We start from the raw sequence: 12,198 nt of genomic DNA, 5'->3' as shown, positions 1-12,198 counted from the left end.
AACGGTGAGTCCCCATGTTCCGCTTCCGCCGCCCGACGCTCGACGACGCCGCGATGCTGCTGCGCTGGCGCACGGACCCCTTCATCACGCGCTTCATGTTCACCGACATCGAGAACCCGGACGTGGAGCGGCAGCGCGCCTGGCTGACGGCCATGGAGGAGCGCAGCGACTTCCGCCACTTCATCATCGAGCATGAGGGGCGGCCGGTCGGCTACCTGTCCTATTCCGAGATCGACCCCGTGCACCGGCGCTGCTCCTCCGGCTCCTACATCGCGGAGCCGGAGGACCGGCGGAAGCTGGCGGGATTTCTGCACCCCTTCATCATGGACTACTGCTTCTACGGGCTGGGGATGAACAAGCTGGTCAACCAGTTCATGGAGGGCAACGACGCGGTCATCCGCATCCAGCGCCTGCTGAAGGCGCGGGAGGTCGGGGTGCTGCGCCAGCACGTCCACAAGAACGGCCGCTTCCACGACGTGTACGTGTTCGAAACGCTGCGCAGCGACTGGGAGACGCACCCCCACCTGTTCCCCCGGGACAAGACCCTGGCCGCTTTTGCCGGGTAGATGCCCGGAAGAGAGCCTTGTCACAGGCTTCGGTTCCGAAAGTCGGCGCCGACCCCAACCGAATGTTTGACCAATCCACCGCCGACGCGGTATGCGGCGGGTGTGGAGCGGTGTTGCCGCGCCGACAGCGGGAAGGGGAGGCATCGTGCGTCCTGAGGAAGCCTTGACGGACATCGACGTCATGCTGTTCGCCGGCGGGCTCGGCACGCGCATGCGCGGCGTGTCGGGTGACGCGCCGAAGGAGCTGGCCCCCATCGCCGGCCGCGCCTTCCTCGGCCACCTGCTGGATTATCTGGCGGCCTACGGCGCGCGCCGCGTGGTGCTGTGCCTGGGGCACCTCGCCGACCACGTCACCGCCTGGCTGGCGCAGGGCGACACCAACCGGTCGCTCGACGTCGTCTGCCAGATCGAGCCGCGCCCGCTGGGCTCCGCCGCCGCGCTGGGCTACGTCCGCAAGGATCTCAGCACCGGCACGGTGATGGTGATGAGCGGCAACACCTTCCTCGACGCCGACCTGCGCGCTTTCGTCGCGTCCCACCGCTTATCCGGGGCCGACGCGTCGGTCCTCTGCGTGGAGGTGGAGGACGCCGCCCGCTTCGGCCGGGTGGAGGTCGGGCCGGACAGCCGCGTGCGCCGCTTCATCGACAAGACGCCGGGGCGCGGGGTCATCAACGCCGGGGTCTACCTGTTCTCCGCCGCCTTCCTTGACCGGCTCGACACCACCGACACCGGCTCGCTCACCCGCGACGTGCTTCACAAGATGCCGCCGGGCACGCTGCATGCCCACATCGCCAAGGCACGCTTCATCGACCTCGGCACGCCCGAAAGCCTGGCCGTCGCGGCCAGCGTGATCGGCGGCCGCGACACCTGACGGGCCGGACGCGGCGCGGAGGCCCACCTGATGTCCGATACCGTCGCGGCGGAGACCGCCGCCCTCACGACCCTGCTGGCCGACCGGCAGTTCAATGCCGACAAGGTCAACCGGCTGTCCGCCCACTGCGACGCGCTGCGCCGCCGTCTGGACGCGGACACGCGCCGCGCCGTCGCCGACGCGCTGCGGCGGGCGGCACCCAGCGGCGACACGGTCCTGCTCCAGTCGGTGCTGTTCCAGCTGACCGGCGACCTCTACCACTATGAGCGCATCCTCCATTACCTGCTGCTGGGCGGGGAGCGGGTCGGGCCGGAGCTGATGCACTACACCTACTGGTGCATGGCACGGCAGCTGTTCCTGGGGGCGGCGGCGCCGGAAAAGGCCGCCAGCTTCGGCCCCTGCGACCTGTTCCGCTTCTATGAGGAGCTGGTGCGGGCGGTGCCCCGCCGCTGGGGCATCGTGCCGCCGCGCCGGACCCCTCGCGACGGGCCGATCCGCCGCGTGGCGGTGCTGACCAACCAGCTGACCAACGACCAGCACCAGCCCTCGCGCGACTGCTTCGACTACGCCAGCCGCCTGCAGGACGACTTCGGCCTGGACGTCGCCATCATCAACTGCAACACCATGCCGCTGCGGCTGGAGAACCTGTTCATCCCGCCGATGATGGCGGAGGTGGTCGCCGCTTATGAAGGCGTCACCGCGCTCCAGATGTTCGGCCGGCGCGTCAAGATGGCCTCCTTCACCGACCGGGCCTTCTCCAAGGACAAGATCGGCGCCATCGTCGATGCGATCGACGACTTCGACCCGGACCTGCTGGTCTGCTTCGGCGGCGCCAACGTGGTGGGTGACCTGTTCGCCGACGGCGACGCCCGGCCGGTCGTCTGCATCCCCACGACCTCCGGCATGACCATCTCGCTCGCCCACCTCGTGCTCGGCTACGAGGAGGGGGACCACACGGCGCACATGCCGGCGCTCTACCGGGAACCCTTCGCGCGGCGCTTCCGGCCCTTCACGCTGGGCTTCTCCCCACCGCCCACGGCGGGCGACGAGGGCGATTACGGCCTCGGCGGCGCGCCCTTCGTCTTCTGCGTGGTCGGCACGCGCCTGGACCAGGAGGTGACGGCGGAGTTCCTCGATCTCGCCGACGCCATCCTCGACCGCTGCCCCGGCGCCGTGATGGCCTTCGCCGGCCGGGTGGAGCAGCTGCCCGCGCGCCTCACCGCCACGCGCAACGCCGCCCGCATGCGCAGCCTCGGGCACGTGGCGGACATCCGCGCCTTCTACCGGCGCTGCCACGTCTACCTGAACCCCTCCCGCCAGGGCGGCGGCGGCAGCGCCGCCTACGCCATCGCGGAGGAGCTTCCGGTCGTGACGCTCGCCTGGGGCGACGTGGCCAGCGTAGCGGGGGAGGGCATCCCCGTGCCCGACCGCGCCGCCTTCGTGGAGCGCGCCGCCGCCCTGTTCGCGGAACCGGCGGAGCGCGCCCGGCAGGCCGCCCTGTCCCGCGCCCGGTTCGAGACCGTCGGCGACCGGCACCGCTGCACCGAACGCCTGCTGGCCTACGGCGAGGAAGCCCGCAACCTTCTGCGAGCCCGCACCTCAAAGGCCGCACAAAATTAAGACCCGTTAACCGGTCCCGTGGCACAGTGGGCACCGCAACAGATCAGAGAACGACACCCGTGCCGCGCGACGTCATCATCAACGGCCGCCCCATCGGCCCCGGCCACCCGCCCTATCTGATCGCCGAGCTGTCGGGCAACCACAACGGCGAGCTGGCGCGCGCGCTGGCGCTGGTCGACGCCGCCAAGGCGGCGGGGGCGGACGCGGTGAAGCTGCAGACCTACACCGCCGACACCATCACCATCGATCATGACGGCCCCGGCTTCCGGCTGGAGGGCGGTCTGTGGCAGGGGCGCACCCTGCACGACCTCTACCGCGAGGCGCACACGCCCTGGGATTGGCACGAGCCCCTGTTCGCCCACGCCCGCTCCATCGGCCTGTCCATCTTCAGCTCCCCCTTCGACGACACCGCGGTGGAACTCCTGGAACGGCTGGACGCCCCGGCCTTCAAGATCGCCTCCTTCGAGCTGAACGACTCGGCCCTGATCCGCCGCGCCGCGCGGTCGGGCAAGCCGCTGATCGTCTCCACCGGCCTCGCCACGCTGGGCGAGGTGGCCGAGGCGGTGGAGGCTGCCGGCGACGTTCCGCTCGTCCTCCTGCACTGCGTCAGCGGCTATCCGACGCCGCCGGAGGACTGCAACCTACGCACCATCCCGCATCTGGCCGACGCCTTCGGCGTCGCCGTCGGCCTGTCCGACCACACGCACGGCGTGGCGGTGCCGGTGGCCGCGGCGGCGCTGGGCGCGGTGGTGATCGAGAAACACTTCACCCTGTCCCGCGCCGAGGGCGGGGTGGACAGCGCCTTCTCCCTGGAGCCGGCCGAGTTCAAGGCGATGGCCGACAGCGTGCGCACCGCCTGGGCGGCGCTCGGCCGCGTCCATTACGGCGTAGAGCCGAGCGAGGCCGGCGGGCGCGACTACCGCCGCTCCCTCTACGTCGTCGCCGACGTGCCGGCCGGCGCGTCGCTGACCGCGGAAAACGTCCGCTCCATCCGCCCCGGCTTCGGCATGGAGCCCAAGCACCTTCCCGCCGTCCTCGGCCGCCGCGCCGCCCGCGATCTCAAACGCGGCGCCCCCCTGCGCTGGGACATGCTGTTGCCGGAGGACACGCCATGACCACCGGAAAGCCGCGCGTCGTCTGCATCTCGCAGGCCCGCATGACCTCGACCCGCCTGCCAGGCAAGGTGCTGATGGAGGCGGCGGGGAAGCCGCTGCTGGCGCACCATCTCGGCCGGCTGTCGCGCTGCCGCAACCTCGACGCGCTGGTTCTGGCGACCACCGTGAACGCCACCGACGACCCCGTCGCGGATCTCGCCGCGACGCTCGGCGTGCCGGTCTTCCGCGGCAGCGAGCATGACGTGCTGTCCCGCTTCGCCGGGGCCGCCGCCATGGCCGGGGCCGACGTGGTGGTGCGCGTGACCGCCGACTGCCCGCTGATCGACCCGGATCTCGTGGACCGCGTGGTCGCGGCGCTGCTGGAGTCCGATCCGCCGCTCGACTACGTCAGCCTGGACGTCACCCGCTACCCGCGCGGCCTCGATGCGGAGGTCTTCACCCGCGCCGCCCTGGACGAGGCCGCCGCCAACGCCACCGACCCGGCGGAGCGCGAGCACGTCACCGCCCACATCTACCGCCGCCCGGACCGCTTCCGCCTCGGCGCGCCCCTCCAGCCCGACGGGGCCCCCGTGGACCAGCGCTGGTGCGTGGACGAGCCGTCCGACCTGGACCTCATCCGCACGCTGCTGGGGGCTCTCCTTCCCGAAAAGCCCGACTTCGGGTGGCAGGATTGTTGCAAACTCCTGGACCAGCATCCCGATTGGGCCGACATCAACCGCGCTGTACGCCAGCGCACGCTGCACTGACACGGAGTTTTTCCCATGGACCGCAAGGAATTCCTGCTCGCCCTCGACGAGATGCTGGAACTGGACGCCGGCACCCTGACCGGCGCGGAGGAGCTTCTGTCGCTCGACAACTGGGACTCGCTGGCCGTCATCAGCTTCATCGCGCTGGTCGACGAGAAGCTGGGTCTGGTCGTAGAGGGCGAGAAGCTCGCCAAGGCCAAGACCGTCGACGACCTGCTGGCGCTCGCCGGCGTCGCCGTCGCGGCGTAACTGGGGGGAGTAGGTCCTGGCATTGGGCCCCCACCCTAACCCTCCCCCATCTTCGACGGGGGAGGGAACTGCCGCCACTCCGCGACCAAGTCCCCTCCCCCGCGAAGTGGGGGAGGGTTAGGGTGGGGGCCCAACGCGACCGCCTCACTCAACCCACGACCGTCCCCATGACCAACACCACCGGCCGTCTCCGCCGCGCGCGGGCCGACATCGCGGGCGGCCCGGCCGCCTACTTGTCGCTTGGGCGCGGTGGCGTTCCGGCCCTGTTGCTGCATGGCTTCGCCGGGGACTCGCTGACCTGGCAGTACAACCTCTCGCCCCTGGCCGCCGTCCGCCGGGTGCTGGCGGTGGACCTGCCGGGCCATGGCGGCTCGACGCTCGACGTGGGCGACGGGCGGGTCGGCGCCTTCGCACCCTGGCTGGTGCGGCTGCTGAACACGCTGGAGATCCCGCGCGTTCACGCCATCGGCCATTCCATGGGCGGCTTCGTCGCCCTCGAACTGGCCCGGCAGGCGCCGGAGCGGGTGGCGAGCCTGTCGCTGATCGCCAGCGCCGGGCTCGGGCCCGACTTCGACCTCGCCTTCCTGCGCCGGGTGACCGCGCTGTCCTCCCCCGCCGAGGGGCAGGCCTGTGCCGACCGCCTGTTCGCCGAACCGTCGCCGCTGGCGGAGCGGATCGGCGAGGTCCTGCACGCCCAGGCCGCCGACCCCGCGCGCCGCGCGGCGCTGGAACGGATCGTCGAGGGCTCCTTCGCCACGGCGGCGGAACGCTGGCGGCCGGTGGACTGGGGCGCCGTCGCCCCGCCGGTCCAGCTGCTGTGGGGGCGTGACGACCGCATCATCCCCCTGCCGCCGCGCGACCGGCTGCCGCCCGCGGCCCCGCTGCATGTCTTCGACAACACCGGGCACTTGCCGCATAGTGAGGCCGCGACACCCGTCACCGCCATCCTCCGCGACTTCCTCGCCACCCACGATCCTTCATGACCCAGACCATGCTCGCCCTGATCGCCGAAGAACTCGCCCGCATCGCCGCCGACAAGGGGGAGACTCTGCCACCGGTCGGGCCGGACACCCGGTTCCTGGGCGGCGATCTGCCGATCGACTCCCTCGACCTCGCCACGCTGCTGGTCGTGCTGGAACAGCGCACCGGCCAGGATCCCTTCCGCGCCGGCTTCATCCAGTTCACCACGGTCGGCGAACTGGCGGCGCTCTACCGCCTCGACGCCCCGACCGGCGCGGCATGAGTGCGGTCCCGCCGCCCTGGATCGATCCCGGCGTCCGCCTGATCGAAGCGGACACGCATCTCGGCTGGCCGGACATCGCGGCGGCGGCCGACGCGCTGGAGGCGACATTCCGCCGCGAATCCGGCATGGCGACCGTCGGCATAGCGACCGTTGAGGGCGACCGTGCCTCCACCGTCGCCGCCGCGCTGATCGCCGCCGAACGCGCCAATGTCCCGCTCTTCCTGAAACGCCATGGCCCAAATCCGGGGGCTCCCGTCGCTGAAGACGCAACGCCGGCCATGCCCGGCTTCGCGGTCCTGCTGGAAACCTCCGGCACGACCGGGGCGCCCAAGCGGGCCCGGCACGGCTTCGACCGGCTGCGGGGACGGCTGCGCGGCGCCCCCGATCCGGACGCGCGCTGGCTGTTGACCTTTGAGCCAGCCTCTTTCGCCGGCCTCCAGGTGATCCTGACCGCGCTGGCCTCCGGCGGGACGTTGGTGTCGGTGCCCGGCGGGGGTGCTGCGGAGCTTGCCCAGGCGGCGCTCCGGCACGCGGTCACCCACGTCAGCGCGACGCCCAGCTTCTGGCGCGCCTTCCTGATGGCCCTGGGCAACGCCGGCCCGCCCCTGGCGTCGGTCACGCTGGGCGGGGAGGCGGTGGACCAGCCCCTGCTCGACCGGCTGGCCGCGCGCTTCCCGGGTGCGAAGCTGCGCCACATCTACGCCTCCACCGAGGCTGGGGCTCTGTTCGCCGTCACCGACGGGCGCGCCGGCTTCCCGGCGTCCTGGCTGGAGACGGGCGTGGACGGCGTCGCCCTGCGGCTGTGCGACGGCGTGCTGGAGGTGCGCAGCCCGCGCGCCATGACCGGCTATGCCGGCCCCGGCGGCGGGGCACCGGACGCCGACGGCTGGCTGTCCACCGGCGACGTGGTGGAGGTGCGCGGCGACCGCGCTCTGTTCGCCGGGCGGCTGGACGGCCGCGTCAATGTCGGCGGCGTGAAGGTGTCTCCGGAGGCGGTGGAGCAGCGTCTCCTCGGGGTGCCCGACGTCCAGGACGCCCTGGTCCGCGCCGCGGCCAACCCGATCACCGGGCATATCCTGACGGCGACCGTCGTGCCGGCCCCCGGCGTGACGGAAGCGGATGTCCGCGCCGCCGTCCGGGAGGCGATCGCGGATCTCCCGCCGGCCGCGCGGCCGCGCGTCATCACCCTGGCCGACCACATCCCGCTGGGCTCCGCGGGCAAGAAGACACGGGAAGGGGCCGCATGAGCGACGCCACGGAAACCGCCACCCAACACAACACCGTCAAGCGCCACGTCATCGTCACCGGCGGCAGCCGGGGCCTCGGCCTCGGCCTCGTGGAGGCCCTGCTGGACGATGGCTACCGCGTGTCCACCTGCAGCCGCGCGCCCAGCGCGGCACTCGAGCGGTTGGCCGGCCCCGACCTGTTCTGGAAGGCCTGCCGCGTCGGCGACGGGGACGAGGTCCGCGCCTTCGTCGACGCGGCGGTGGAGTGGGGCGGGGCGTCGCCGCTGTGGGGCGTGGTCAACAACGCAGGCATCGCGCGGGAGGGGGTGCTCGCCACCTTCCCCGAGATCGATGTGGAGGAGGTCATCCAGACCAACCTCACCGGCGCGATCCAGGTCGCCCGCGCCTTCCTGCGCGCCAAGCTGCTGAAGCGCGGGCCGGGGCGGATCGTCAACATCTCCTCCATCATCGGCCAGCGCGGCTACACCGGGCTCGCCGCCTATTCCGCGTCGAAAGCCGGCCTGGACGGGCTGACCCGCGCGCTGGCGCGGGAGGTCGGACGGCTCCAGGTCACCGTCAATTCGGTGGCGCCGGGCTACCTGACCACCGAGATGTCCGGCACCCTGGCGGAGGGCCAGCGGGAGCAGATCGTGCGCCGCACGCCGCTCGGCCGGCTGGGGGAGGTGGCCGACGTGGTCCCGGTGGTCCGCTTCCTGCTCGGCGACGGGGCCGCCTTCGTCACCGGCCAGACGATCGTCGTGGACGGCGGCATCACCGGCTGACGGCAACCGGAAGCAGGAGCAGCCCATGGTCGCGAGCGTGATCGACGGCGTCGCCCTCCGCGGGCTGGTCGCCTGCGTGCCGGAACGGCGCGAGACGGTGGAGGATCTGGCCGCCCGTTTCGGGGAGGACGCCGCCCGCAAGGTCGCCAAGGCCACGGGGATCGAGGCGCGGCACCTCGTGCCCCCGCACCAGTGCACCTCCGACCTGGGCGAGGCCGCGGCACGGCGTCTGCTCGACGGCTTGGGCTGGAACGCCGGCACGGTCGACCTGCTGGTCATGGTGACGCAGACGCACGACCGCATCATGCCGGCCTCCGGCCTCATGCTGCACCATCGGCTGGGCCTGGGCCGGCAGGCGGCGGTGATGGACCTGACGCTCGGCTGCTCGGGCTACGTCTACGGTCTGTGGACCGCCGCGGCGATGCTGAAGGCGGCCGGGGGGCGGCGGGCGCTGCTGGTGGCCGGGGACACCACCTCGCGCGTGCTCGACCCCAACGACCGGGCCGTGGCCCCGCTGTTCGGCGACGCCGCCGCGGCGACCGCGCTCGAAACCGACCCCGGTGCCGCCCCCATGGCCTTCACGCTCGGCAGCGACGGGGCCGGCGCGCCCTACCTCACCGTGCCCGGTGGCGCCCTGCGGGAGCCCGATGCCCCCGCCCACCTCTTCATGGACGGCACCCAGGTTTTCGCCTTCACCCTGCGGGAGGTGCCGGCCAGCGTCCGCGCCGCGCTCGACCTTGCCGGCTGGACCATGGACGGGGTGGACCACCTTGTCCTGCACCAAGCGAACGCGCAGATGATCCGCCATCTGGCGCAGAAGCTCGGCGCCGTCCCGGCCCAGACGGTGGTCGGGCTGGCCGGCTACGGCAACACCAGCTCCGCCTCCATCCCGCTCGCCCTGGCGTCGGAGCTTGGCGGCCGGCTGCGCTCCGCTCCCGCGCGGCTTCTGCTGTCCGGCTTCGGCGTTGGCTGGTCCTGGGGAAGCGCCGCGCTCACGGCCGGCCCGCTGGATGTGTGCGGAACGATGCGGATCGACGCCGACGGCAACCCGGTGGAGAGCCCGGCAAATTCTGCCGCCGGCGCGGACGGGGCGGCAAAGGGTGCCGGGAACCCGGCACATTCTGCCGGGCGGTAGGCATTTTTTGCCGACCCTGCTTTTGCCGACCGGCAGGAAATACCACGAAAGAGCGGCAATTTTGGGCTGGCCCGTATTTTGCCTAGCGTAGCCCCGAGGGAATTAGTCCCTCTCCGCCAGCGCGAAGCGCGGCGGATCACAATCCTCCAAATGGAGTGACCATCATGGCTACCAATGGCGTCTCGCTCTCGTCGTCCATGCGCACGAACCTGCTGCAGCTGCAGGGCGTCCAGGACTCGATCGCGAAAAAGCAGAACATCCTCGCGACCGGCAACAAGATCAACACCGCCCTCGACGGCCCGACCTCCTTCTTCGCGGCCAAGGGTCTGAACCAGCGCGCCGGCGACCTGACCGCGCTGAAGGACACGATGGGCCAGGCGATCAGCACCATCAAGGCGGCTGACAAGGGCCTGACCTCCATCGACGACATGATCGAGCAGGCCCGCGGCCTGACCACCGCCGCCTATTCGGCGCTGGGCAACGACGCCGGCTCGATGGCCACCCGCAAGTCGCTGGCCTCGCAGTTCAACGCGCTGAAGGACCAGATCGACAAGCTGGCCGGTGACTCGAGCTACGGCGGCAAGAACCTGCTGGCCGGCAACGGCCTGCGCATGGACAGCACCAGCGCCTCGCGCCAGGCGGTCAACACCATCCAGGGCATCGAGAACGCCCGCGTCACCAACGTGGTGTCGGCCGACACCTACACGGTGCGCGTCAAGGGCGACGGCTCCATCGAGGGTGCGGCCGGCGACATCAACAACGCCGAAATGGCGCACGGCCTGGTCGGCCTGAAGCTGTCGGGCACGATGTCCACCACCGCCGGCAGCTTCTCCGACGTGCAGATCGAGGTCCGCGGCGCCACCGGCCGCGAGCGCTCCTTCATCGTGTCGGACGGCACCGAGTCGCGCACGGTCAAGTACTTCGACAACAGCCAGACCATCGCCGCCAACACGACCCGGGCGTCGACGTCCGGCACCGCGCAGGTCACCAACGTCCAGCTGGGCGGCACGATCGAAGCGGGCGACACCTTCACGATCACCATCGAAGACCAGACCTTCTCCTACACGGCCACGGCCAGCGACGTCGCGGTCGGCAGCAACGCCCGGGCCAACGTCGCCTCGGCGCTGCGCAACTCGATCAGCACCGCGATCGCCGGCACCGGCCGCCTGTCCACCAGCGACGCCAAGACGGTCACCGTCTCGACCAACGGCACGATCACGCTGACCGGCGCCACCTCGCCGAACTCCACGCGCGAGATGAGCGTCAAGGCCACCTCCGAGAACGCCCTGACCAAGCGCATCTCCGAGAGCTTCTCGTCGGGCACGGTCGTGTCCTTCACGGTCGACCGCAAGCTGCTGGAGCAGGCCGCCAACGGCGGCAACGGCATCTCGACCATCGAGAAGAAGGTCGACATCCAGGTCCAGGCCAGCAACCTCAGCGGCGCCACCATCACCCGCGACGGCATGGCCAACCGCGGCGAGGGCAAGCTGTCCAACGGCGAGAACGCCTTCGCGTTCGACACCGGCACGGTCCGCTTCAGCGTCGATCAGAACAAGATCAAGCAGGCGGCCTCGGCCAACTCGGCGGCGAACCTGGTGACGGTCCAGGTGACCGACGCCAACACGTCGAACGACCTGTCGGTGCAGCTGAACGAGCGCAACACCAACGCGATCACGGTGAAGGCCCAGAACCTGACCACCAGCGGCCAGGGCCTGCGCCTCGACTACGCCCAGAACGACTGGACCGACCGTTCCGACATCGACAAGGCGGTCGCCAGCATCGACTACGCGAAGCAGAACCTGCGTTCGGCCTCGCAGACGCTGTCGACGAACCTGAACATCATCACGACCCGCGAAAACTTCACCAAGGAGTTCAGCGACGTGCTGACGGAAGGCGCCAGCAAGCTGACGCTGGCGGACCAGAACGAGGAAGGCGCGAACCTGCTGATGCTGCAGACCCGTCAGCAGCTCGGCACCATCGCCCTTTCGCTGGCCAACCAGTCGCAGCAGTCGATCCTGCGCCTGTTCTAAGCCGGGAACTTCGGGTAGGATCACGCCCGGCGGGCGGCGGCGCGAGCCGCCGCCCGTTCCATTTGGTGCGCGGCGCCTCCGGGGGATCGCCCCGGTTCCCCGCACCGCCCAGCCAAGACCGGGTCGGTTGTCATGCCTTTGAAGTTCGTTCTTCGCCCCAACGAAAAAGTCATCATCAACGGCGCCGTCATCGGCGCCGGAGACCGTCCGGGCTCCTTCTTCCTGTACAACACGGCGAACTTCCTGCGCGGCCGGGAAGTGCTGAAGGAAGAGCAGATCGACTGCATCGAGAAGAAGCTCTATTTCGTCATTCAGCTCGTCTACATTTTTCCCGAGGACGGAACGCTGAACCTGCAGCGCTTCGCCTCCATCCTGAACGAGACGCGGGAAGCGCGCCCCGATTGCGCCAAGGACCTCGACGAGATCGAACGTCTGGTGGAATCGCGCAACTACTATCGCGCGCTCAAGCTGTGCCGTAAGATGTTTCGGGGCGGCCCGGACTCCGCCGACGAGACGGCGCGCGGCTCCGGCGATTCCTCCGCCGATCCGGCCCCGTGACGCGCGTCGGGAACCGCCGCGACCCCTCCGGAAGAGCGCCGGTTCCGGCAGACAGGC

Annotated in this window: 13 protein-coding genes; all 13 read left to right on the top strand. The window is 70.9% G+C overall.

Annotated features, from left to right (window positions below):
- Window positions 1-14 precede the first annotated feature (14 nt).
- The 13 genes from J2851_RS21210 (at window position 15) to J2851_RS21150 (ending at window position 12,141) form a co-directional block, all read left to right on the top strand.
- Window positions 15-566 (top strand): GNAT family N-acetyltransferase, encoded by a 552-nt coding sequence (locus J2851_RS21210; RefSeq protein WP_209768689.1) that lies wholly within the window; start codon window positions 15-17, stop codon window positions 564-566.
- A 163-nt stretch (window positions 567-729) separates the two neighbouring features.
- Window positions 730-1,437: a sugar phosphate nucleotidyltransferase gene (locus tag J2851_RS21205; protein ID WP_246500819.1), complete on the top strand. Its 708-nt coding sequence runs from the start codon at window positions 730-732 to the stop codon at window positions 1,435-1,437.
- Window positions 1,438-1,467: 30 nt separating this feature from the next.
- Complete coding sequence (locus tag J2851_RS21200; protein WP_209768687.1) at window positions 1,468-3,057, top strand: glycosyltransferase; 1,590 nt, start codon at window positions 1,468-1,470, stop codon at window positions 3,055-3,057.
- Window positions 3,058-3,116: 59 nt separating this feature from the next.
- Window positions 3,117-4,172, top strand: coding sequence for a pseudaminic acid synthase (gene pseI, locus J2851_RS21195; protein WP_209768686.1), 1,056 nt, complete (start codon window positions 3,117-3,119; stop codon window positions 4,170-4,172).
- Window positions 4,169-4,918, top strand: a complete 750-nt coding sequence (locus J2851_RS21190) for a cytidylyltransferase domain-containing protein (RefSeq protein ID WP_209768685.1) — start codon at window positions 4,169-4,171, stop codon at window positions 4,916-4,918. The genes pseI and J2851_RS21190 overlap by 4 nt, the downstream gene beginning before the upstream one ends.
- A 15-nt stretch (window positions 4,919-4,933) precedes the next feature.
- Complete coding sequence (locus J2851_RS21185; protein ID WP_209768683.1) at window positions 4,934-5,167, top strand: acyl carrier protein; 234 nt, start codon at window positions 4,934-4,936, stop codon at window positions 5,165-5,167.
- Window positions 5,168-5,334: 167 nt separating this feature from the next.
- A complete protein-coding gene (locus J2851_RS21180; RefSeq protein ID WP_209768681.1) occupies window positions 5,335-6,150 on the top strand; it encodes an alpha/beta fold hydrolase in 816 nt (271 codons plus the stop codon).
- A complete protein-coding gene (locus J2851_RS21175; RefSeq protein ID WP_209768680.1) occupies window positions 6,147-6,410 on the top strand; it encodes an acyl carrier protein in 264 nt (87 codons plus the stop codon). Before J2851_RS21180 ends, J2851_RS21175 begins: the two co-directional genes overlap by 4 nt.
- The gene (locus J2851_RS21170) at window positions 6,407-7,657 is read left to right on the top strand and encodes an ANL family adenylate-forming protein (protein ID WP_209768679.1); all 1,251 of its coding nucleotides are present in this window, start codon (window positions 6,407-6,409) and stop codon (window positions 7,655-7,657) included. The genes J2851_RS21175 and J2851_RS21170 overlap by 4 nt, the downstream gene beginning before the upstream one ends.
- A complete protein-coding gene (locus J2851_RS21165) occupies window positions 7,654-8,418 on the top strand; it encodes an SDR family NAD(P)-dependent oxidoreductase (RefSeq protein WP_209768678.1) in 765 nt (254 codons plus the stop codon). Before J2851_RS21170 ends, J2851_RS21165 begins: the two co-directional genes overlap by 4 nt.
- Window positions 8,419-8,443: 25 nt before the next feature.
- On the top strand, window positions 8,444-9,553 hold the full coding sequence (locus J2851_RS21160; RefSeq protein ID WP_209768677.1) for a 3-oxoacyl-ACP synthase III family protein: 1,110 nt from the start codon (window positions 8,444-8,446) through the stop codon (window positions 9,551-9,553).
- 164 nt (window positions 9,554-9,717) lie between these two features.
- Entirely contained in the window at window positions 9,718-11,583 is a 1,866-nt protein-coding gene (locus J2851_RS21155; RefSeq protein WP_209768676.1) for a flagellin N-terminal helical domain-containing protein, read from the top strand.
- Window positions 11,584-11,715: 132 nt separating this feature from the next.
- Window positions 11,716-12,141: a flagellar biosynthesis repressor FlbT gene (locus J2851_RS21150; protein ID WP_209768675.1), complete on the top strand. Its 426-nt coding sequence runs from the start codon at window positions 11,716-11,718 to the stop codon at window positions 12,139-12,141.
- Window positions 12,142-12,198: the final 57 nt, after the last annotated feature.

It is taken from the genome of Azospirillum rugosum (assembly GCF_017876155.1).
GTDB lineage: Bacteria > Pseudomonadota > Alphaproteobacteria > Azospirillales > Azospirillaceae > Azospirillum > Azospirillum rugosum.
Note: the sequence above shows the minus strand (reverse complement) of the source record. Positions and strands in the feature narration are given on the sequence as shown.